The organism is Bradyrhizobium sp. Kon56 (assembly GCF_055807635.1).
On sequence record NZ_JBVVOU010000003.1, the window covers coordinates 278,504 to 298,763 of the forward strand.

General features: G+C 64.7%; 21 protein-coding genes. 9 read left to right on the plus strand and 12 right to left on the minus strand.

Translation table 11 applies throughout. The annotated features are described in order from the left end of the window. Positions 1-31 precede the first annotated feature (31 nt). The 3 genes from lysA to argH all read right to left on the minus strand — a co-directional run bounded on the left by lysA (position 32) and on the right by argH (position 3,103). On the minus strand, positions 32-1,297 hold the full coding sequence (gene lysA, locus AC0L3B_RS06940) for a diaminopimelate decarboxylase (RefSeq protein ID WP_018453245.1): 1,266 nt from the start codon (positions 1,295-1,297) through the stop codon (positions 32-34). A 23-nt stretch (positions 1,298-1,320) separates the two neighbouring features. Beyond that, complete coding sequence (gene lptM, locus AC0L3B_RS06945; RefSeq protein ID WP_007615309.1) at positions 1,321-1,611, minus strand: LPS translocon maturation chaperone LptM; 291 nt, start codon at positions 1,609-1,611, stop codon at positions 1,321-1,323. A gap of 94 nt (positions 1,612-1,705) precedes the next feature. Further along, positions 1,706-3,103 carry an argininosuccinate lyase gene (gene argH / locus AC0L3B_RS06950; RefSeq protein ID WP_018453243.1) on the minus strand — a complete coding sequence of 466 codons (1,398 nt, stop codon included), beginning with the start codon at positions 3,101-3,103 and terminating at the stop codon, positions 1,706-1,708. Positions 3,104-3,209: 106 nt separating this feature from the next. On the opposite strand from argH, the gene tlpA reads away from it, so the two are divergent. Further along, positions 3,210-3,899: a thiol:disulfide interchange protein TlpA gene (gene tlpA, locus AC0L3B_RS06955; protein ID WP_026232493.1), complete on the plus strand. Its 690-nt coding sequence runs from the start codon at positions 3,210-3,212 to the stop codon at positions 3,897-3,899. A gap of 10 nt (positions 3,900-3,909) precedes the next feature. Here tlpA and AC0L3B_RS06960 read toward each other — a convergent pair whose 3' ends face one another. The 6 genes from AC0L3B_RS06960 to AC0L3B_RS06985 all read right to left on the minus strand — a co-directional run bounded on the left by AC0L3B_RS06960 (position 3,910) and on the right by AC0L3B_RS06985 (position 7,979). After that, the gene (locus AC0L3B_RS06960) at positions 3,910-4,104 is read right to left on the minus strand and encodes a putative motility protein (RefSeq protein ID WP_007597338.1); all 195 of its coding nucleotides are present in this window, start codon (positions 4,102-4,104) and stop codon (positions 3,910-3,912) included. Positions 4,105-4,319: 215 nt separating this feature from the next. Then, positions 4,320-5,201: a 3-hydroxybutyryl-CoA dehydrogenase gene (locus AC0L3B_RS06965; protein ID WP_007597339.1), complete on the minus strand. Its 882-nt coding sequence runs from the start codon at positions 5,199-5,201 to the stop codon at positions 4,320-4,322. Positions 5,202-5,393: 192 nt separating this feature from the next. Then, positions 5,394-6,338 carry an electron transfer flavoprotein subunit alpha/FixB family protein gene (locus tag AC0L3B_RS06970; RefSeq protein WP_085350745.1) on the minus strand — a complete coding sequence of 315 codons (945 nt, stop codon included), beginning with the start codon at positions 6,336-6,338 and terminating at the stop codon, positions 5,394-5,396. Next, positions 6,338-7,087 carry an electron transfer flavoprotein subunit beta/FixA family protein gene (locus tag AC0L3B_RS06975; RefSeq protein ID WP_085350746.1) on the minus strand — a complete coding sequence of 250 codons (750 nt, stop codon included), beginning with the start codon at positions 7,085-7,087 and terminating at the stop codon, positions 6,338-6,340. The genes AC0L3B_RS06970 and AC0L3B_RS06975 overlap by 1 nt, the downstream gene beginning before the upstream one ends. A gap of 123 nt (positions 7,088-7,210) precedes the next feature. Next, complete coding sequence (locus AC0L3B_RS06980; protein WP_085350747.1) at positions 7,211-7,783, minus strand: cob(I)yrinic acid a,c-diamide adenosyltransferase; 573 nt, start codon at positions 7,781-7,783, stop codon at positions 7,211-7,213. A 1-nt stretch (position 7,784) separates the two neighbouring features. Continuing rightward, positions 7,785-7,979, minus strand: a complete 195-nt coding sequence (locus tag AC0L3B_RS06985) for a twin transmembrane helix small protein (RefSeq protein ID WP_018453237.1) — start codon at positions 7,977-7,979, stop codon at positions 7,785-7,787. Positions 7,980-8,183: 204 nt separating this feature from the next. Here AC0L3B_RS06985 and AC0L3B_RS06990 point away from each other — a divergent pair, with 204 nt between their 5' ends. Further along, positions 8,184-9,077: a YihY/virulence factor BrkB family protein gene (locus tag AC0L3B_RS06990; RefSeq protein ID WP_026232492.1), complete on the plus strand. Its 894-nt coding sequence runs from the start codon at positions 8,184-8,186 to the stop codon at positions 9,075-9,077. On the opposite strand, the gene AC0L3B_RS06995 is transcribed toward AC0L3B_RS06990, so the two are convergent. Both AC0L3B_RS06995 and gluQRS read right to left on the minus strand, forming a co-directional pair. Beyond that, positions 9,004-10,305 carry an ATP-binding protein gene (locus AC0L3B_RS06995; protein WP_085361088.1) on the minus strand — a complete coding sequence of 434 codons (1,302 nt, stop codon included), beginning with the start codon at positions 10,303-10,305 and terminating at the stop codon, positions 9,004-9,006. The genes AC0L3B_RS06990 and AC0L3B_RS06995 overlap by 74 nt on opposite strands. 104 nt (positions 10,306-10,409) lie before the next feature. After that, a complete protein-coding gene (gene gluQRS, locus AC0L3B_RS07000) occupies positions 10,410-11,282 on the minus strand; it encodes a tRNA glutamyl-Q(34) synthetase GluQRS (protein WP_085350826.1) in 873 nt (290 codons plus the stop codon). Positions 11,283-11,505: 223 nt separating this feature from the next. Between gluQRS and AC0L3B_RS07005 the strand changes: the two genes are divergently transcribed. After that, positions 11,506-12,159, plus strand: coding sequence for a DNA-3-methyladenine glycosylase family protein (locus tag AC0L3B_RS07005; protein ID WP_085350750.1), 654 nt, complete (start codon positions 11,506-11,508; stop codon positions 12,157-12,159). A gap of 98 nt (positions 12,160-12,257) precedes the next feature. On the opposite strand, the gene AC0L3B_RS07010 is transcribed toward AC0L3B_RS07005, so the two are convergent. Then, complete coding sequence (locus tag AC0L3B_RS07010; RefSeq protein WP_085350751.1) at positions 12,258-13,145, minus strand: LysR family transcriptional regulator; 888 nt, start codon at positions 13,143-13,145, stop codon at positions 12,258-12,260. 177 nt (positions 13,146-13,322) lie between these two features. Here AC0L3B_RS07010 and AC0L3B_RS07015 point away from each other — a divergent pair, with 177 nt between their 5' ends. From AC0L3B_RS07015 to AC0L3B_RS07040, 6 genes are all read left to right on the plus strand, one after another. Next, complete coding sequence (locus AC0L3B_RS07015; protein ID WP_018453231.1) at positions 13,323-14,297, plus strand: NAD(P)H-dependent flavin oxidoreductase; 975 nt, start codon at positions 13,323-13,325, stop codon at positions 14,295-14,297. A 33-nt stretch (positions 14,298-14,330) separates the two neighbouring features. Beyond that, positions 14,331-15,515 carry an ABC transporter substrate-binding protein gene (locus AC0L3B_RS07020; protein WP_473380211.1) on the plus strand — a complete coding sequence of 395 codons (1,185 nt, stop codon included), beginning with the start codon at positions 14,331-14,333 and terminating at the stop codon, positions 15,513-15,515. A 22-nt stretch (positions 15,516-15,537) separates the two neighbouring features. Beyond that, positions 15,538-17,046 carry an acyl-CoA synthetase gene (locus AC0L3B_RS07025; RefSeq protein WP_085350753.1) on the plus strand — a complete coding sequence of 503 codons (1,509 nt, stop codon included), beginning with the start codon at positions 15,538-15,540 and terminating at the stop codon, positions 17,044-17,046. A gap of 179 nt (positions 17,047-17,225) precedes the next feature. Further along, complete coding sequence (locus AC0L3B_RS07030; protein ID WP_473380212.1) at positions 17,226-17,546, plus strand: hypothetical protein; 321 nt, start codon at positions 17,226-17,228, stop codon at positions 17,544-17,546. A 12-nt stretch (positions 17,547-17,558) separates the two neighbouring features. After that, on the plus strand, positions 17,559-18,188 hold the full coding sequence (locus AC0L3B_RS07035) for a general stress protein (protein WP_018453227.1): 630 nt from the start codon (positions 17,559-17,561) through the stop codon (positions 18,186-18,188). A gap of 253 nt (positions 18,189-18,441) precedes the next feature. Beyond that, a complete protein-coding gene (locus tag AC0L3B_RS07040; RefSeq protein WP_473380213.1) occupies positions 18,442-20,229 on the plus strand; it encodes a flavin-containing monooxygenase in 1,788 nt (595 codons plus the stop codon). The last annotated feature ends 31 nt before the right edge of the window (positions 20,230-20,260 follow it).

Below are 20,260 nucleotides of genomic sequence, written 5' to 3' on the forward strand. Positions count from 1 at the left end.
CTAGCTGCGCTCATCGTGGACAATCACAGCCTCACAGCCACGGCGCCGGCGTATCCATCGCGATCAATTGCTCGACCTCGATGCGCGGACGCACGACCGCGTACTGGTCGCCCTTCACCAGCACTTCGGGCACCAGCGGCCGCGTATTGTAGGTGCCGGCCTGCACGGCGCCGTAGGCGCCGGCGGTCATGATGGCGATGAGGTCGCCGGGCTTTGGCGTCGGTAGCGTGCGATCGAGTGCGAGATAGTCGCCGGTCTCGCAGACCGGGCCGACGACGTCGGCCATGATGGTCGCGGCCCCCGTCGCAGGCTGCGTCACCGGCAGAATGTCGTGATGGGCCTCGTACAGCGTCGGGCGGATCAGATCGTTCATGGCGGCGTCGATGATGACGAAATTCTTGCCGTCGCCGTGCTTCACATAGATCACCTTGGCGACCAGGATGCCGGCATTGCCGACGATCATGCGGCCCGGTTCGAACATCAGCGTGCAGCCGAGATTGTGGCTGACGCGCTTGACCATCGCGGCATAGGCGTCGGGCGCCGGCGGCGCCTCGCGGTCCATGTAATAGGGAATGCCGAGACCGCCGCCGAAATCGACATGCGAGATGTTGTGGCCGTCGGCACGCAGCGTCTGCACGAATTCGGAGAGGATGCGGAACGCGATCTCCATCTTGGAGAGGTCAGTGATCTGGCTGCCGATATGCACGTCGGTGCCTGTGACCTCGATGCCCGGCAGCTTCGCGGCGCGGGCATAGACCTCGCGGGCATGCGCGATCGGGATGCCGAACTTGTTCTCGGACTTGCCGGTCGAAATCTTCGCATGCGTGCCGGCATCGACGTCAGGATTGACACGGATCGAGATCCGCGCGGTCTTCCCGGTCTCGGTCGCAAGGCGCGACAGCAGCTCGAGCTCGGGCTCGGATTCGACATTGAGGCAGAGGATGTCGGCCGCCAGCGCAGCGCGCAGCTCGGCTTCCGTCTTGCCGACGCCGGAGAACAGGATCTTGCTTGCTGGAATGCCGGCGGCCAGCGCGCGCTTCAATTCGCCGCCGGACACCACGTCCGCGCCGGCGCCGAGCCTGGCCAGCGTGCGCAGCACCGACTGGTTGGAATTTGCCTTCATGGCGTAGCAGACCAGCACCTTCTCGCCCGCGAAGGCGTCGGTGAAAACGCGATAGTGCCGCTCGAGCGTCGCGGTCGAATAGCAATAGAACGGCGTGCCGACGGTTGCAGCCAGCTCGGACAGGTTCACCGCCTCGGCGTGCAGCACGCCGTTGCGATAGTCAAAATGATTCATGGCGTTGGCTCAGTTGCCCCAGCCTATCGGCTGGGTCTTTCGTCCAGGAGCGGGTCGAGGATAAACGGTTTCTTCCTGCCCTTGGTCGCCGCCGGTGCGGCGTCCGCGCCATAGGTGGGGTTGAACACGCTCGGCGTCTTCTGGGCTTCGGTCTCGGTATCGGTCGGCGGCGCGACGTTGGCCGTTGACGCGCTGGAGGCGGTCGGCGGCAGATCCAGCGGGCCCTTGCGGCCACAGCCGGCAAGCGCGAGCGCCGTCAGGCTCAAGACAATGATGGCCCACCCCGAGCCGGCCGGGCGAAACTTTGACGTCACGACGAAATCCCCACTACGCGCGGCGCACCATACAGAGATTGGCGCGCTCTGGCGAGACCCGGATGACCATGAAACATAAGCGAAATTTTGCCCCTCAGCCCAATTTTCGCTCTTTTTCCAGCCGCTTCAGCCAGGCCTTGGCCTGCGATGCCACGTTCTTCGGCGCGGTACCGCCGAAACTGGTCCGGCTCTTCACCGACGATTCGACCGAGAGCACGCCAAGCACGTCTTTCGTGATCTTCGCTTCGATTGCCTGCATCTCCCTCAGCGGCAGCTCGTGCAGCGCCACGCCGCCCTCGGCGGCTTTCGCGACGATGCGGCCGGTGACGTGATGGGCCTCGCGGAACGGCATCTTCAGCGTCCGCACCAGCCAGTCGGCAAGATCGGTCGCGGTGGCGTAGCCCTCGCCTGCAGCAAGCTTCATCTTCGCTTCATCAGGCACGAGATCTCGGACCATGCCGGTCATGGCGCGGATCGCGAGCGACAGCGCGGCGAAGCCTTCCATGGCGCCCTGCTTGTCCTCTTGCATGTCCTTTTGATAGGCGAGCGGCAGGCCCTTCATGACGATCAGCAGCCCATTGAGCGCGCCGATGACGCGGCCGGTCTTGGCGCGCACCAGCTCGGCGGCGTCAGGATTGCGCTTCTGCGGCATGATCGAGGATCCCGTGGTGAACTTGTCGCTGAGGCGGATCATGCCGACCAGCGGCGAGGTCCAGATCACGATCTCCTCGGCAAAGCGCGACATGTGCACGGCGCAGATCGAGGCCGCCGACAGCGTCTCCAGCACGAAGTCGCGATCGGAGACCGCATCGAGCGAGTTCGCCATCGGACGGTCAAAACCGAGCGCCTTCGCCGTGGCGTGACGGTCGATCGGGAACGAGGTACCGGCGAGCGCTGCAGCTCCGAGCGGGGACTCATTCAGCCGCTTGCGCGCGTCCTGGAAACGGCCGCGATCGCGCGCGGCCATCTCGACATAGGCGAGCAGATGGTGGCCGAAGGTCACCGGCTGCGCGGTCTGCAGATGCGTGAAGCCCGGCATGACCGTTCCGGCGTGCTCCAGCGCGCGCTCGACCAGCGCCTGCTGGAACGCGGCGAGCGAGGCGTCGGTCTCATCGAGGACATCGCGGACATAGAGACGGAAATCGGTCGCGACCTGGTCGTTACGCGAGCGCGCGGTGTGCAAGCGGCCGGCGGCAGGGCCGATCAGCTCGGACAGGCGGCTCTCGACATTCATGTGAATGTCCTCGAGCGCGCGCTTGAATTCGAAGGCGCCCTTGCCGATCTCTGACAAAATCGTGTCTAGACCCTTGCCGATATTTTTCGCATCAGAGTCCGTGATGATGCCCTGCGCGGCCAGCATCGCGGCGTGGGCCTTGGACGCGGCAATGTCCTGGGCAAAGAGGTGACGATCGACGTCGATGGAGACGTTGATCTCTTCCATGATCTCGTCGGGACGTTCCGAGAACCGGCCGCCCCACATCTTGTTGCTCATGATCCCCTGCTCACGCCTTGCCTGTGGCCGCCGCACGTTTGCTGACGGCTGCCAGCCGTATTAAGAGGCCTCTGATAGCCATATCTGCGACCGGATGACAAACGATATGCTCGACCCCAACGACAGGCTCGACCAAAGGACAGCACGGTCGGCCACGCGCCGTATCCCCGTGGTCATCGCCACCGTGGTGGTCGGGGGCCTGGCTGGCTTTGCCGCGCTGTACGGGCTGGGCCTGGGCCGGGCCCCCTCCGGCGATCCCGCCTGCCGGGCCGCGGTGAACACCGCACAGAAGATCGCGCCGCTTGCCCATGGCGAGGTGGCGGCGCTGACCATGGCGACCGCACCGCTAAAGCTGCCGGACCTGGCCTTCGAGGACGCCGACGGCAGGCCGAAGAAGCTGTCGGATTTCCGCGGCAAGACGCTGCTGGTGAACCTCTGGGCCACCTGGTGCGTGCCCTGCCGCAAGGAAATGCCGGCGTTGGACGAGCTCCAGGGCAAACTTTCGGGCCCGAATTTCGAGGTGGTGGCGATCAATATCGACACCCGCGACCCCGAGAAGCCCAAGACGTTTCTGAAAGAGGCCAATCTCATCAGGCTCGGCTATTTCAGCGATCAGAAAGCCAAGGTTTTTCAGGATCTTAAGGCGATAGGCCGGGCCTTGGGCATGCCCACCTCGGTGCTGGTCGATCCTCAAGGCTGCGAGATCGCGACGATCGCGGGGCCGGCGGAATGGGCGAGCGAGGATGCGCTCAAGCTGATCCGGGCTGCGACGGGCAAAGCCGCCGCGTCGTTCTAAGCGATGATGTTTAGGCGGTGACGTTGATATTGCCGCCGACGCCGGCGCCGACATTGGCGAGCGATGGCTGTCCGGCGCCGAGCAGCGTCAGGACGGTGGATTTCTCCGCATCCGCGTTCTGCTTCATCAGCGTCGCCGAGATATTCGACTGCAGCGCGCCTTGCTGAGAGGCCAGCATGCTGCTGACCATCGCCATCATGTCCATTACGCAAACCCTCGTACCGCGCGTAACCTAGAGGCGAGCGGTTAACGCGACATGAATTGTCACGAAGCGCCGCAGGGTAGGCTTCGTCCGTGTCCAGGACGCGGCGCGGCACGAAGTGACGCACGGCAGAGCCGGGACCCATGCTTCAGCGTGCGCGCGGCCTTTGGGCCCCGGCTCTGCAGCGCTTCGCGCTGCCTCCGGGGCACAAAACAGCTTTATCGCGTCGGAACCGGCTTGGCGCCGCGATAGTCGTAGAAGCCGCGCTGGGTCTTGCGACCAAGCCACCCCGCCTCGACGTATTTCACCAGCAGCGGGCACGGGCGGTACTTGGAGTCGGCGAGGCCCTCATGCAGCACCTGCATGATCGACAGGCAGGTATCGAGGCCGATGAAATCAGCGAGCTCCAGCGGGCCCATCGGATGGTGCGCGCCGAGCTTCATCGCCGCGTCGATCGCCTCGACGTTGCCCACGCCTTCGTACAGCGTGTAAATCGCCTCGTTGATCATCGGCAGCAGGATGCGGTTGACGATGAAGGCCGGGAAATCCTCGGAGACCGCGACCTGTTTGCCGAGCTTGCCTACGAATTCCTTTGACGCCTCGAAGGTCTGGTCGTCGGTGGCGATGCCGCGGATCAGCTCCACCAGTTCCATCAACGGCACCGGATTCATAAAGTGAATGCCGATGAAGCGTTCGGGCCGGTCAGTGGCGGCGGCCAGCCGCGTGATCGAGATCGAGGAAGTATCGGAAGCGACGATCGCCTCGGGCTTCAACACAGCGCAGAGATCGTGAAAAATCTTGCGCTTGACCTCTTCCTTCTCGACGGCGGTCTCGATCACGAGATCGCAGTCCGCGAGATCGTCCAGCTTCTCGCCGGCTACGATACGCGCCATCGCCTTGGCTTTGTCGTCCTCGCTGACGGCCTTCTTGGAGACCTGGCGCGTCAAATTGCCGTTGATCGTGGCCATGCCTGACTTGAGGCGGTCGGTCGAAATATCGTTGAGCACCACGTCGAAGCCGGCCAACGCAGCGACATGCGCGATGCCATTGCCCATCTGCCCCGCGCCGATCACGCCGACCTTCTTGATTACTGCCGCCATAATGTCATCCACCGGAACGGCGCGCTATCTACCGCGCCTGCCTATCCCCCTGAGCCGGGAGGTCTGATTTAATCAGAACCCGGCCTCGAAACCTAGATTGGATCGCTTCGAAGGCGTGTCCCGCGCCAAAGAAAACGCCTCAAAAAGCAACACCGGCCGGAGTTTATAGCTCCGGCCGGTGTTTAGCGCGTTTTACTTGCCGAGCTTGCCGAGTTCGGCCGTCAGCTCCGGAACCGCTTGGTAGAGGTCGGCGACCAGGCCGTAATCAGCGACCTGGAAGATCGGCGCGTCCTCGTCCTTGTTGATCGCGACGATCACTTTGGAGTCCTTCATGCCGGCCAGATGCTGGATCGCGCCGGAAATGCCGACCGCGACATAGAGCTCGGGGGCCACGACCTTGCCGGTCTGGCCGACCTGCCAGTCGTTCGGCGCATAGCCCGCATCCACCGCCGCACGCGAAGCGCCGACACCGGCGCCAAGTTTATCGGCGAGCGGCTCGATGTACTTTGCGAAGTTCTCGCGGCTCTGCATGGCGCGGCCACCGGAGACGATGATCTTGGCCGAGGTCAGCTCGGGACGGTCACTCTTCGCGACCTCCTCGCCGACAAAGGACGACAGGCCCGGATCGGCCGCCGCCGCGACGCTCTCGACCGACGCGCTGCCGCCTTCACCCGCTGCGGCGAAGGTGGAGGTGCGCACCGTGATGACCTTCTTGGCGTCCTTCGACTTCACCGTCTGGATGGCGTTGCCGGCGTAGATCGGGCGCTCATAGGTGTCGGGGGCGATCACCTTGGTGATCTCCGAGACCTGCATGACGTCGAGCAGGGCCGCGACGCGCGGCATCACGTTCTTGAAGCGCGAGGTCGCGGGCGCGACGATGGCGTCATAGGACGGCGCCAGCGAGACGATCAGCGCGGCCAGTGGCTCGGCCAGATCGTGCGCGTAAAGCGCGCCGTCGGCGAGCAGCACCTTCTTCACACCGGCAAGCTTTGCGGCGGCGTCCGCCGCGGCCTTGGCGTTCTCGCCGGCCACCAGAACCTCGACGTCCGCGCCGAGCGCGGCCGCCGCGGTCAGGGCCTTGTTGGTCGCATCCTTGAGCGACGCATTGTCGTGTTCGGCAATCAGAAGCGTCGTCATCAGAGCACCCCGGCTTCGTTCTTGAGTTTCGACACCAGCTCGGCGACGTCCTTGACCTTGACGCCCGCCTTGCGGCCCGCCGGCTCGGTCGTCTTGAGAACCTCGAGGCGCGCGGTGAGATCGATGCCATAATCGGCGGCAGTCTTGTCCGCAATCGGCTTCTTTTTGGCCTTCATGATGTTCGGCAGCGAGGCGTAGCGCGGCTCGTTGAGACGGAGATCGGTGGTGACGATCGCCGGTCCCTTCAGCTTCACGGTCTGCAAGCCGCCGTCGACTTCGCGGGTGACCTTGAAGTCGCTGCCTTCGACCTCGAGCTTCGAGGCGAAGGTCGCCTGCGACCAGCCGAGCAGCGCGGCCAGCATCTGGCCGGTCTGATTGCTGTCGTCGTCGATCGCCTGCTTGCCGAGAATGATGAGGCCCGGCTGCTCTTCGTCCGCAATCTTCTTCAGGATCTTGGCGACCGCGAGCGGCTCGACCGCACCCTCGGCCTTCACCAGGATGCCGCGATCGGCACCCATGGCGAGACCGGTGCGGATCGTTTCCGACGCCTGCGCCGGTCCGATCGAGACCACCACGACTTCGGTCGCCTTGCCGGCTTCCTTCAGGCGCAGCGCTTCTTCGACCGCAATTTCGTCGAACGGGTTCATCGACATTTTGACGTTGGCGAGTTCAACACCCGATCCATCGCTCTTGACGCGGACCTTGACGTTGTAATCGACCACCCGCTTTACCGGCACCAAGACCTTCATCGATCCTCTTTCACTCAATCTGGGAGGGGGGTTATCAACTGGCGCGGAACCTAAAGGCCTGATCCGGCCCGGTCAACGCGCGAAGGGGTCTAATTTTGGCGCCCAGAAATGCGCGGCAATGGGTCAGCGATTCTGGCCCGGAACCCAGAGCACGTCGCCGGCGCCGTCATCGTTGGCCGCGCGACTGGCCACGAACAGGAAGTCCGACAGGCGGTTCATATACTGGATGCCAGCGGCACCAACAGGTTCGTCCGGCCGGGCCGCCAGTTCCACCATCACGCGTTCCGCCCTGCGGCAAATCGTACGGGCGACATGGAGGTAGGCGGCGGCTGGCGTGCCGCCCGGCAGCACGAAGGAGGTCAGGGGTGCCAGCTTGTCGTTGAGCGCGTCGATGTCGCGCTCGAGCCGCTCGACCTGGCTTGCCACCACCCGCAGCCGCTCCGCCTTGCCCTCACGTTCGGGCACCGCGAGGTCCGCGCCGAGGTCGAACAGATCGTTCTGGATGCGGCCAAGCATCGCGTCGAGCTCGGGCGCATCCCCGGTGTGAAGCCGGACCACGCCGATCGCAGCATTGGTCTCGTCGACCGTCCCATAGGCCTCGATGCGCAGATCGTATTTCGGCCGGCGCTCGCCCGAGCCGAGCGCTGTCGTGCCGTCGTCACCGGTTTTCGTATAGATGCGGTTGAGCACGACCATGTTAACGCCCCATCGCCCACACGGCGGCCATCGCGATGACGATCGCCACGAACTGAAGCAGCACGCGCCAGCGCATCAGCTTCTGCGAGGTGTTGGGCGAGCCGCCGCGCATCATGTTGATGAGACCGAGCAGCAGCACCAACGCCACGGCGCCGACCGCAATCGGCAGGATGAAAGTACTCAGGAGAGATGCCATTCGAGGGTAAATAACACCCTCCGCGCCGGTCCGCCATGGCGTTCCCGATCTGGCTTTTAAGCCAATAATATCAGAAGCTAGCTGGATGAATCTGGATTTGCGCCAATTGCCTATCCTCTTGACCTATCCCCGCCTGCGGGGAGAGGTCGGAATGCGTTTCCCGCGCGCGGGAAGCGGAAGCAGCAACAGCAGTGCAGGTGGTGCGTGAAGGCAATCCGCACCATCTACCTTGTCGTAATGGACGCGTTCTACACGTTCCTCGCCGATGACGGCTGGGCGATCGCGAGCCACATCGCGCTGTCGACGCTGATGGCGCTATTCCCGTTCCTGATCGTCCTGACATCGCTCGCCGGCTTCTTCGGCTCCAAGGAACTCGCCGATCAGGCTGCGAGCCTCATGCTCCAGGTCTGGCCCAAGCAGGTCGCGGATTCGATCTCGGGGGAAGTCCACGACGTGCTGACCACGACCCGCACCGGCCTATTCACCATCGGCGCGGTGCTGTCGGTCTACTTCGCCTCCAACGGCGTCGAGGCGCTGCGGGTCGCACTGAACCGCGCCTATGCGGTCGTGGAGATGCGGCCCTGGTACTGGCTACGGCTGGAATCGATCGCCTACACGCTGATTGCGGCCTTCACCGCGCTCGCCATGGCATTCCTGATCGTGCTCGGGCCGCTGCTCATCGAGGCCGCGCGTGCGCACATCCCGCTGTTCGTTGAATCCAACGAGAGGATCCTCACCTGGCTGCGCTACGGCATCACCGTTGGCGCGTTGGTGGTGGCGCTGATGATCCTGCATACCTGGCTGCCGGCGGGACGGCGCCGGTTCCTCCAGATCCTGCCCGGCATCGTCTTCACCATCGTGGCGTCGCTGATCTCGGGCATCGTGTTCGGGCAATATCTGGCGCGCTTCGCCAATAATTACGTGACGATGTATGCGGGGCTCGCCTCGGTGATCATCGCGCTGGTGTTCCTGTATTTCATCGCCGCGATCTTCGTTTACGGCGGCGAGCTCAACGCCGCGATCATCAAGTCGCGGCTTCCTCACGGCGTGTCGCTGCAAGCAGCGCAGTCGCTAGCGCCCGCGGAGACACAGGCTTGACCAGAAAGGCGTCGGCGCCGGCCTCGCGTGAGGCGACTTCATCTTCGCCCCGACCTGACACCCCGATGATGGGGATCTGAGCCAGCGGCGTCGCCATGGTGCGGATCCGCCTGATCGCCTCGACGCCATTGATGCCCGGCAGCACCATATCCATCAGCACCGCGTCGAAGGCGCCCTGCGCGAGCCGGTTCACCGCGTCCTCGCCGCGCCCGATGAACTCGGCATGATGACCGAGTTCGGTCAGGATGGTGTTGAGCACAACGCGGCCGAACGGATTGTCCTCGACGCTGAGCAAGCGCAGCGCCGGAACCGCATCCATCTCGGCTTCGCCCTTCGACTTGCGGGACTTGCCCGATCCCGTGGCACACACCGACACCGTCAATGTGAAGGTGGCGCCACCGCCGGGCCGAGGCGCGACCGTGATGTCGCCGCCCATCGCGCGCGCCAGTTGCTTCACCGACGACAGGCCCAGTCCGGCGCCGCCGAAGCGCGAGGCAATGGTGACATTGGCTTGGGTAAACGGCCGGAACAGCCGTTTGATCTCGGCCATGGTGAGGCCGATGCCGCTGTCGGACACCGCGAAGGCGACACCGACGCTGCCTTTGCCCTTTGCTTTGCCTTTGCTCTTGGTCTTGTCCTTGCTCTTGACGGAACGCCAAGGCGCGACCGTGAGCGCCACGCCGCCGTGCTCGGTGAATTTCACGGCATTGTCGATCAGGTTCTCGAGCGCGGCGCGCAGGCGGACGGGATCACCGACCACCAGCCCCGGCAGCTTCTCCGAGATATCGACCTCGGCCTGGAGACCCTTGGCCGCGGCGCGACCGGCCAGCGAATCGCCGGCGTTGCGGGCGAGGGTCCGCAGGTCGAACAAATCCTGCCGCAGCGAGCTTCCACCTCCGATGCCCTTGCCGGTCCCCTTGCCGGTTCTGGCGGCATCGACGAACAGGGTGGCAAGGTTCGCCAGATGCTCGGCACCGGCCTTGATCGTGTCGGCCCAGCGTCTTTCCCGTTCGCCGAGATCCGAAGTCGCGAGCAAGTCGCTGATCGCGAGAATGCCGGTCAGGGGGGTGCGGACCTCATGGGCAAAGGCGGCAAGCGCGGCCTGGACGACGTCCGGCTCGACCCGCTTGGTGCTGCGCTTGCGCAACCGGGCGGTCGGCCCGGAGCGCTTCCGAGCCACTCGCTTGGACGTCCGCGTAGTGCGCGCTGCGCGCGTTTTCGCCGCCATAACTCCCCTTCGAAGTATCCCCTTCGAACCCCGCGCTGTCAGGCGAGCATGGCACGGCGGAACACCCGGAGTCACGGCGCCGTTTGGCTAACCCCCAGAGAAACTTAACCTAATCCCACCAACCGGCGGATACCGGCCGGCGTGGCGCCGCCGGCGCGCAGTTCACGAAGGCCGGTCGAGCTGGTTGATTTCGACAGCTTCCGGCCGCGCTCGTCGCGAAGTAGCCCATGGTGGCGGTAGACGGGTTCGGGCAGGTGGAGCAGAACCTGAAGCAGACGGTGGACCGAAGTGGCGTGGAACAGGTCCTGGCCCCGCACGATCTCGCTGATGTCCTGGAGCGCATCGTCGACAACAACGGACAGATGGTAGCTCGTCGGCGTCTTCTTGCGGGCCACAATGACGTCGCCCCAGGCTTCTGGCCGCGCCGGGACGACGCCACGCTCACCATCCGGCCCCTCGCCCAGTTCGTTCCAGCTCAGGCCCACAGCGCGGCGGCAGGCGGCTGCCATGTCGAGCCGAAGCGCATAAGGCGCACCGGTGTCGATGAGGCGGTCGCGCTCGTCCGCGGACAGCGATCTGGCGGCGCCGGGATAGAGCGGCACGCCGTCGGGATCGCGCGGCCACGGCCCATCCGCTTCACGCGCCGTAACCAGCCTTGCGATCTCGGCGCGGCTTTCGAAGGCTGGATAGACCAGGCCGAGCGCCGAGAGCCTGTCCAGCGCCGTCCGATACGCATCGAGATGCTCCGACTGCCGCCGCACCGGCGTCTCCCAGGCGATGCCGAGCCAGGCGAGGTCTTCGTAGATCGCTGTCTCATATTCCGGCCGGCAACGCGTCGCGTCGATGTCCTCGATCCGCAGCAACAGCCGCCCACCGGTCTCGCGCGCGCGGTCGGAATTGAGCAGCGCGGAATAAGCGTGGCCGAGATGCAGGTAGCCATTCGGGCTGGGGGCAAATCGGAAAACGGGTGGCGACATGCTTCGGAACTCATCATGGCCGGGCATAGCCGTCTAGACGGATGGCGTCGCTTCCGCTCGCCTGTGTCCCGGCCATCCACGTTCTTCGGAGCGGCGCACCGATCGTGTCAAGGTCCCCGAGAATGCGATGATCACCAGCCGTGCTAACAATGATGCACGTTGGAAAGACGTGGATGGCCGGGTGAAAGCCCGGCCATGACGCCGGAGAGAGTTGACGATTGCCATGACCATCCACCTCGAAACCCAATCCGATCTCGAAGAGGCCGTCCACGCGCTGGTCAAGCGCGATCCGCGCCTGAAGCCAGTGCTGGCGACTGCCGGCATGCCGGCGTTGCGGCGGCGCGAGCCGGGTTTTGCGGGGCTTGCCCACATCGTCTGCGGGCAACAGCTCTCGACTGCGAGCGCCGCGGCGATCTGGGGACGGTTGTCCGCCGCGTTCGATCCGTTCGACCACGAGGCTGTCCGCCGCGCCCGCACCGACCGGCTGGGGCGGCTCGGCCTGTCCGCCGCCAAGATCAAGACGCTGAAACATCTCGCGCGCGAGATCACCGCAGAACGGCTGAACCTCGACGTGCTCGCGGAAGAAGACGCCGATGCCGCGCATCACACGTTGATCGCACTGCCCGGCATCGGACCCTGGACCGCGGACGTCTATCTGCTGTTCTGCCTCGGCCATGGCGACGCCTGGCCGGCCGGCGACCTCGCCGTGCAGGAAGGCATCCGCATCGGGCTCGGCTTGCAGGCGCGGCCAACGGAGAAGCAGATGGCGCCGCTCGCCGAACCCTGGCGCCCCCTGCGCGGAGCGGCGGCACATCTGTGGTGGAGCTATTATCGCGCGGTGAAAAAACGCGAAGGCGTCATCGCGGGATCAGCCTAGAGCTAGTTCCGTTCCGATGGAATCGGAACGGGGCTCTAGTGTTTTGTTTTGACGCGTTTTCTTGACGCGAACCGGTGTCCACTTCGCTCGAAAACGCTCTAGCCCCGCAGCCTGACGCGATCGGTCCGGGCGCAATCGGCGACGAAGTCGATGACGGCCCGCACCGCCGGCAGTTCGACGAGGTCGGGATGGGCGAGCAGCCACAGGTCCGCCACGCTGGCGAGCTTCTGCGGCGCGACACGCACAAGATCGGGATAGCTTTCGGCGACAAAGCACGACAGGGCGGAGATTCCGAGTCCGGCGCGGACCGCCGCCAGCATGTCGCCCTGGGACGAGCAGCGCATCACCACCCAGGCCTGACGCGTGACGACGTCGCTCCAGCGCGCAAGCTGGAGATTGGAGGTCTGATCGGCGAAACCGATGACGCTGTGCCCCTTCCACTCGCCGCGCCGTTCCGGCAAGGACCGCCCGCCGGCGTAGCCGCGCGAGGCGTAGAATCCCGTGCCGAGACGGCCGATCTTGCGGCCGACCAGATTTTCCTCGCCGCTGTCGAAGGGGCGCAACACCACGTCCGCCTCGCGCCGGCGCACGCTCGCCGGAAACGGATGGGTGATGATCTCGAGCTGGACGTGATCGTGCGCGCGCAGGAACGCAGGCAGGCGCGGCATCAGCCAATGCGAGGCCAGCGTTGCGCCGATCGATAGCTTGACGGTCCCGCGCGCCTTATGCCCTCCGGCCGAGACTGCCGTCTCCGCCCGCAGCGCGGCCGCCGCCATTACCTCGGCGTGCTCGCGCAGCGTCCGTCCATCCGCCGTCAGCGCAAGGCCGTCGGCGGCACGCGCCACCAGCCTGGTGCCGAGCTGGGCTTCCAGCGCCGCAATCTTGCGGCTGACGGTGGGATGGCTGCTGTGCAGCCGGCGCGCCGCGCCGGTGAAGCTGCCGGTATCGGCGACCGCGAGGAAGGTCTTGCAAAGGTCCCAGTCCATGAGCGGCCTCTGTTCAAATCTGAATAGTCGTCCGTTCAATATTGAACGATAAGAGGCCCCACTCCAACCCCTATAATGACGTCAAATGAAACATGGGCGGCAACTCGCCCGCGACAATCAAAGAAGGAAACGCCTCGTCATCCGCCTGCCCGCGGGCTGCGTTTCCGGGAGGACATCATGGCGCTGCCCGCTCTCTTGAAGGATTCGCTCGAGCTGCCCGTGGTCGGCTCGCCGCTCTTCCTCGTCTCCGGCCCTGAGCTGGTGATCGCCCAGTGCAAGGCCGGCGTGGTCGGCTCGTTTCCGGCACTCAATGCCCGTCCGGTGGAAAAGCTCGACGAATGGCTGAGCCGCATCGAGGACGAACTCGGCGAATACAAGTCGCGCAATCCCGGCAAGAAGGTCGCACCCTACGCCGTCAACCAGATCTGCCACGCCTCCAACGACCGGCTGATGAAGGACATGGAGACCTGTGTGAAGCACAGGGCGCCCATCATCATCACCTCGCTGCGACCGCCCGCCGAGCTCGTCGAGGCCGCACACTCGTACGGCGGCCTCGTGTTCCACGACGTCATCAACGTCAAGCACGCGCGCAAGGCCGCCGAGCAGGGCGTCGACGGTCTGATCCTGGTCTGCGCCGGCGCTGGAGGACATGCAGGAACGCTCTCGCCTTTCGCACTGGTACGCGAGGTCAAACAATGGTTCGACGGTGCGATCCTGCTGTCGGGCGCAATCAGCGACGGCTTCGCGATCGCCTCCGCGCTGACGCTGGGCGCCGACCTCGCCTATATGGGCACGCGCTTCATCGCGACGAAGGAAGCCAACGCTGACGAAGCCTACAAGTCGGCGCTGACGCAGCACACCGCGCATGACATCGTCTACACCAACCTCTTCACCGGCGTGCACGGCAACTATCTCGGGCCTTCGATCGCCGCGGCCGGGCTCGATCCGGACAATCTGCCGGCGGCCGACAAGACGAAGATGAATTTCGGCTCCGGCGGCAACATGAAGTCCAAGGCGTGGCGCGACATCTGGGGCTCGGGCCAGGGTATCGGCCAGATCGCCGACGCGCCGCCGGTCGCCGAGCTCGTCGACCGGATGAAACGGGAATTCGACCAGGCCCGACAGGATTTCCTGATGCGCGTCAGCGCCTGACGTCTCGGACCGACAATAAAACGGGAGGACACCATGAAGCTGGCAGCCGCACTGATCGGGATGTCGTTGCTGATGCTCGCCGGCGGCAGCGCCCATGCCGAAGGCAGCGACGAGATCCGCATCGGGCAGACCCTGCCCTACAGCGGCCCGGCCTCCGGCTTCGGCGCGATCGGACGGACGCAGGAAGCGTTCTTCGAGAAGGTCAATGCCGAAGGCGGCATCAACGGCCGCAAGGTCAAGTTCATCACGCTGGACGACGCCTATTCGCCGCCGAAGACCGTCGAGCAGACCCGCAAGCTGGTGGAGCAAGAAGAGGTGCTGATGATGTTCGGCTCGCTCGGCACCGCCACCAACAGCGCCGTGCAGCGCTATCTCAACGCCAAGAGAGTGCCGCAGCTGTTCGTGCTCTCCGGCGCCACCAAATGGGCCGATCCGCAGAAGAACCCGTGGACCATGCCGGGCATGGCGGCCTACGAATCCGAGGGCGTGGTCTATGCCAAATACATTTTGCAGGCCAAGCCCGACGCCAGGATCGCGATCCTCTCGCAGAACGACGATTTCGGCCGCGACTATGTCGCCGGCTTCAAGCGAGCGCTCGGGCCTAAGGCGGCAAGCATGATCATCGCGGAAGCGAGCTACGAGACCAGCGCGCCGACGATCAGCTCGCAACTCTCGACCTTGAAGGCCTCGGGCGCCAACGTGCTGTTCGGCGTCGTGCTCGGCAAGTTCACCTCGCAAATGGTCAAGGGCGTGGCCGAGATCGGCTGGAAGCCGGAGCTGTTCTTCGTGCCGACCTCGGCGTCGTCGATCTCTTTCCTGGAACCGGCAGGGCTCGACAACGCGGTCGGCCTGATCTCGTCGAGCAATCAGAAGGACACGATGGACCCGCAATGGGTCGACGATCCCGGCGTGAAGGAATACTTCGCCTTCATGAAGCGCTACATGCCGGCCGCGGACCTCTCCAACTCCAACTACGCCGCGGGCTATCACTATGCCACGCTGCTGATGACGGTGCTGAAGGGGTGCAAGGATGATATCAGCCGCGACAACATCATGCGCCAGGCGGCCTCGTTGAAGGATGTGAAGCTGCCGCTGCTGCTGCCGGGAATGGCGGTTACGACCGGCCCCGACGACTATCTGCCGTTCCAGCAGCTTCAGCTCCGGCGCTTCAATGGCAAGAGCTGGGTCGGCTTCGGCGACGTGCTGGATGATCGCTAGACGAGCGGGATGAGGAGACGCCATGATCATCAGCGGCGAACGCCAGATCAGCTATGACGACATCCGGGCTCGGATCAGGCGGGCGATGAGCGGCTTCCGCGCCCTGGGGCTTGCCGAGGCCGCGCCGGTCGCGATGATGCTGCGCAACGATTTCGCTCTGTTCGAGGTGGTTGCGGCCTCGGCCGCGCTGGGCAGTCCGGTGGTGCCGATCAACTGGCATTTGAAGGCCGAGGAGGTCCGTTACATCCTGGCCGACAGCGGGGCGAAGATCCTGGTCTGCCACGCGGATTTGCTGCCGCAGATCCGTGACGGCGTACCGGCGGATGTCCTTCTCCTGGTCGTCGCGACGCCGCCCGAACTCGCAGCGACCTTTTCGATCCCTGGGGAACTGACCGAGATCCCGGTGGGACTGACCGATTGGGACCGCTGGCGCGACGACCATCCGCAAGCGCAGGAGCCGCCGCGGCGGGCCGCAGCGATGATTTATACATCCGGCACCACGGGCATGCCGAAGGGCGTGCGGCGCATGCCGATGCAGCCCGAACAGGCGGCCGCCTCCGAACGCGTGGGCGGGATCGCCTATGGCATCAAGCCGCGGGAAGACCAAATCGTGCTGATCAACGGCCCGATGTATCACTCGGCGCCGCATTCCTACGGCATGCTGGCGTTCCGCAGCGCTTGCACCATCATCCTCCAGGCGCGGTTCGATGCCGAGGAGCTGCTGGCGCTGATCGAGCGCCACCGCGTCACGCACATTCACATGGTACCGACCATGTTCGTCCGGCTGCTGCGGTTGCCCGAAGCGGTCAGGCAGCGCTACGACCTGTCGTCGCTGCGTTTCGTCGTGCACGGCGCCGCCCCCTGCCCGCCGGACGTCAAGCGCGCCATGATCGACTGGTGGGGACCGGTCATCAACGAATATTTCGGCTCCACCGAGACCGGGATCCCGGTGTGGCACTCGGCCGAGGAAGCACTGAAGAAGCCTGGCACGGTCGGCCGCCCCATCGAAGGCGGCATCGTCAGGATCTTCCGCGATGACGGCAGCCCGTGCGGTGCAAACGAAGTCGGCGAAATCTACATGCGCCAGACGTCAGTGCCCGATTTCGACTATCACGGCAGGTCGCAGGCAAGGGCCGAAGCCGGCCGTGACGGCCTGGTCAGCGTCGGCGACGTCGGTTACCTCGACGCGGACGGCTATCTGTTCCTGTGCGATCGCAAGCGCGACATGGTGATCTCCGGCGGCGTCAACATCTATCCCGCCGAGATCGAGAACGTGCTGATCGGAATGCCCGGCGTGCGCGACTGTGCCGTGTTCGGCATCCCCGACGCGGAATTCGGCGAACGGCTGTGCGCCTTTGTCGAGCCTGAATCGGATGCCGAGCTCTCGGCCGACGCCGTCCGATCGTTCCTGCGCGGGCGGCTTGCCAATTTCAAGGTGCCAAAGGACGTCGAATTCCGTGACGCGCTGCCGCGCGAGGCCACGGGAAAGATTTTCAAGCGCAAGCTGCGGGAGCCCTATTGGACGATGTGAGGACAGGCAACGCCGTCCGAGAGTGCCGGACCGCATAAACGGGAACGAGTGGCAATCGTTCCTGCGCCTCTCCAATATTCGGCAGATTGAAGACGCGCGCTTCCGTCGCAAATGGAAGAGCAACCAATTCGAATCTCGCCTGTTGTCGACCGGCACAATCAACAGCCGGAGAATAAAAAATGTCTCGTCTCACCATGCTCGCCGCAGCTCTGCTGCTGCTCGGATCAGCGCCTGTCAGTGCACAGTCACAGCCTGCGCAGAGCGGGCCGGGCAACCACGCCGTCAACAGCTCTGATCACAACAACTCCAACGCACCGGTCGCGGGCCGCAACAGCTTCACCGAGGGCCAGGCGAAGTCGAAGATCGAGGGCGCGGGTTATTCCAATGTTTCCGGACTGCAAAAGGACGACAACGGCGTCTGGCGCGGCAAGGCCGACAAGGCCGGGACCAAGGCGGACGTGAGCGTCGATTTCCAAGGCAACGTGAACCCCGCCAAGTAAGGAGGATGAAACATGACGACCACTATTTCTCGACTCTATGACACCTATTCGGATGCGGAACGTGCGGTCAGGCGTCTGGAGGCCGCGGGCGTGCCGCACTCCGACATCAGCATCGTCGCGAACAATTCCGATAACTGGTACGGCTCCTCCACCGGCAAGGTTGACCGTGATCGCGACGGCGTCGACGATCGCGCCGAAGGTGCCGGCACGGGTGCCGGCATCGGCGCAGGCCTCGGAAGCGCGGCCGGCCTGCTTGCCGGACTCGGCCTGCTGGCCATTCCGGGACTCGGACCGGTGGTTGCCGCCGGATGGCTGGCTTCGACCGCAGTTGGTGCCGCGGCCGGCGCCGCGACGGGCGGCATCGTTGGCGCGCTGACCGAAGCCGGCGTCTCCAAGGATGATGCGTCGCGCTACGCGGAGGGCGTCCGTCGCGGCGGAACGCTGGTATCGGCGCGGGTACCCGACCAGGACAGCACACGTCTCGATGCCCTTCTGCACGAGAAGGCCGTGAACCTGCAGGAACGGAGCGCCGCCTGGCAAAAATCCGGCTGGAACGGCTTCGATGCCGCAAGCCCGCCGTTGTCACCCGACGATGTCGGCCGTGAGCGTGAGCTGTACGGCGCCGGCACGCGGGTGAGGTAGGGATGTTCCGCTCGCTGCCACGCCAGCGGCTGTGAATCCCAAGAGCGCGAGGGAGGCTCCACCAAGGTGGAGCCTTTTTCGCGTGCCCCTCCTCGAACACCACGAGGGTGCCGCAGGTCTCTCTCAACGAACGCATTCCGCTGAAGCAGGGCCACATGTTCTCACTGCTCGGGTAATCGGCTATTGGCCGTGTGCGAAACAGTATAGCTTTCGACCGTAGAGGAAACGCCGCGGAGACGGCACGAGGTCGCGCATGCTGGACAGGACCAAGGACATTGTCGCATCCGCGCAAGCCTGGCTCGATGAGGTCGAGCTAACGCTGGGCGCAGCCGATAGCGCTGCGCTGGATCGTCTTTTCCTCGCCGACAGCTATTGGCGCGATGTGCTGGCACTAAGCTGGAACCTGCAAACGATCGGCGGCGGCGACTCGATCAAGCGGGAGCTGACAACGCTCGCGGCAAAGGCTGCGCCGGGCAGCTTCAAGATTGCGCCGAACCGAGCGCCACCGCGCTGGGTGACGCGTGCCGGGACCAACACTATCGAGGTGATCTTCAATTTCGAAACCGCACTGGGGCGCGGCAGCGGCATCGTCAGGCTTGTGCCCGACGCCACCGACGGCGACCGCCTGAAAGCGTGGACGCTCCTCACCGCGCTCGACGAGCTCAAGGGCTTCGAGGAGCAGCTCGGCACCTCGCGGCCGCGCGGTCAGGCCTATTCGCGCGACTTCCGTGGACCGAACTGGCTGGACTTGCGCAACGGCTCGCGCGACTACGCCGATCGCGATCCCGCCGTGCTGGTGGTCGGCGGCGGCCAGGCCGGGCTCGCGATCGCGGCGCGGCTGAAACAGTTGAACATCGACACCCTGATCGTCGATCGCGAGGCGCGGATCGGGGACAATTGGCGCAAGCGCTACCACGCGCTGACCCTGCATAACCAAGTGCAGGTCAATCATTTGCCCTACATGCCGTTTCCGCCGAGCTGGCCGACCTATATCCCCAAGGACAAGCTCGCCAACTGGTTCGAAGCTTACGTCGAGGCGATGGAGCTGAACTTCTGGACCGGCACCGAATTCGAGGGCGGCGCCTACGACGATGCGAAAGGCCACTGGACCGTCACACTGCGGCACACCGACGGCAGTGAGCGTATCATGCACCCGCGCCATGTGGTGATGGCAACCGGCGTCAGCGGCATCGCCAATGTGCCTGTCATTCCGACCCTGGATAACTTCAAGGGCACGCTGCTGCATTCGAGCCGCTACGAGGACGGCGAGACCTGGACAGGCAAACGCGCCATCGTCATCGGCACCGGCAATAGCGGCCACGACATCGCGCAGGATCTTCACTCCAGTGGTGCCGAAGTGACGCTGGTGCAGCGTTCACCTACGCTCGTCACCAATATCGAGCCGTCGGCCCAACTCGCTTATGCGACCTACAATGAGGGCACGCTCGAGGACAACGATCTGATCGCGACCTCGATGCCGACACCGCTCGCGAAAAAGACCCATGTGATGCTGACGGAGCAGTCGAAGGAGCTCGACAAGGAACTGCTCGACGGGTTGCGGCGCGTCGGCTTCAAGCTCGATTTCGGCGAGGCCGGCACCGGCTGGCAGTTCAAATATCTCACCCGTGGCGGCGGCTATTATTTCAATGTCGGCTGCTCCAACCTCATCATCGAGGGCGCGATCAAGCTCAGGCAGTTTTCCGACATCGAGAGCTTCGTCACCGAGGGCGTTCGCATGAAGGACGGCACAACCCTTTCGGCCGACCTGATCGTGCTCTCGACCGGTTACAAGACACAGGAATATCTGGTGCAGAAACTGTTCGGCGACGCCGTCGCCGACCGGGTCGGCCCGATCTGGGGCTTTGGCGACGGCCTCGAGCTGCGTAACATGTATACGCGCACCAGGCAGCCCGGCCTCTGGTTCATCGCCGGCAGCCTCGCGCAATGCCGGATCAACTCGAAATATCTGGCGCTGCAGATCAAGGCGATCGAGGAAGGGATTTTGGGGCAGACTGGAGCGGCAGCGGCGAGCACCGCTTGAACAACACCGTAGAAGCAGTGTCGCACCACGA

Coding starts and splice junctions, on each gene's coding strand:
- lysA (WP_018453245.1), bottom strand. CDS start 1,297: ATGAATCATTTTGACTATCGCAACGGCGTGCTGCACGCCGAGGCGGTG.
- argH (WP_018453243.1), bottom strand. CDS start 3,103: ATGAGCAACAAGATGTGGGGCGGCCGGTTCTCGGAACGTCCCGACGAG.
- tlpA (WP_026232493.1), top strand. CDS start 3,210: ATGCTCGACCCCAACGACAGGCTCGACCAAAGGACAGCACGGTCGGCC.
- AC0L3B_RS06960 (WP_007597338.1), bottom strand. CDS start 4,104: ATGGACATGATGGCGATGGTCAGCAGCATGCTGGCCTCTCAGCAAGGC.
- AC0L3B_RS06965 (WP_007597339.1), bottom strand. CDS start 5,201: ATGGCGGCAGTAATCAAGAAGGTCGGCGTGATCGGCGCGGGGCAGATG.
- AC0L3B_RS06970 (WP_085350745.1), bottom strand. CDS start 6,338: ATGACGACGCTTCTGATTGCCGAACACGACAATGCGTCGCTCAAGGAT.
- AC0L3B_RS06975 (WP_085350746.1), bottom strand. CDS start 7,087: ATGAAGGTCTTGGTGCCGGTAAAGCGGGTGGTCGATTACAACGTCAAG.
- AC0L3B_RS06980 (WP_085350747.1), bottom strand. CDS start 7,783: ATGGTCGTGCTCAACCGCATCTATACGAAAACCGGTGACGACGGCACG.
- AC0L3B_RS06985 (WP_018453237.1), bottom strand. CDS start 7,979: ATGGCATCTCTCCTGAGTACTTTCATCCTGCCGATTGCGGTCGGCGCC.
- AC0L3B_RS06995 (WP_085361088.1), bottom strand. CDS start 10,305: ATGGCGGCGAAAACGCGCGCAGCGCGCACTACGCGGACGTCCAAGCGA.
- gluQRS (WP_085350826.1), bottom strand. CDS start 11,282: ATGTCGCCACCCGTTTTCCGATTTGCCCCCAGCCCGAATGGCTACCTG.
- AC0L3B_RS07005 (WP_085350750.1), top strand. CDS start 11,506: ATGACCATCCACCTCGAAACCCAATCCGATCTCGAAGAGGCCGTCCAC.
- AC0L3B_RS07010 (WP_085350751.1), bottom strand. CDS start 13,145: ATGGACTGGGACCTTTGCAAGACCTTCCTCGCGGTCGCCGATACCGGC.
- AC0L3B_RS07015 (WP_018453231.1), top strand. CDS start 13,323: ATGGCGCTGCCCGCTCTCTTGAAGGATTCGCTCGAGCTGCCCGTGGTC.
- AC0L3B_RS07020 (WP_473380211.1), top strand. CDS start 14,331: ATGAAGCTGGCAGCCGCACTGATCGGGATGTCGTTGCTGATGCTCGCC.
- AC0L3B_RS07025 (WP_085350753.1), top strand. CDS start 15,538: ATGATCATCAGCGGCGAACGCCAGATCAGCTATGACGACATCCGGGCT.
- AC0L3B_RS07030 (WP_473380212.1), top strand. CDS start 17,226: ATGTCTCGTCTCACCATGCTCGCCGCAGCTCTGCTGCTGCTCGGATCA.
- AC0L3B_RS07035 (WP_018453227.1), top strand. CDS start 17,559: ATGACGACCACTATTTCTCGACTCTATGACACCTATTCGGATGCGGAA.
- AC0L3B_RS07040 (WP_473380213.1), top strand. CDS start 18,442: ATGCTGGACAGGACCAAGGACATTGTCGCATCCGCGCAAGCCTGGCTC.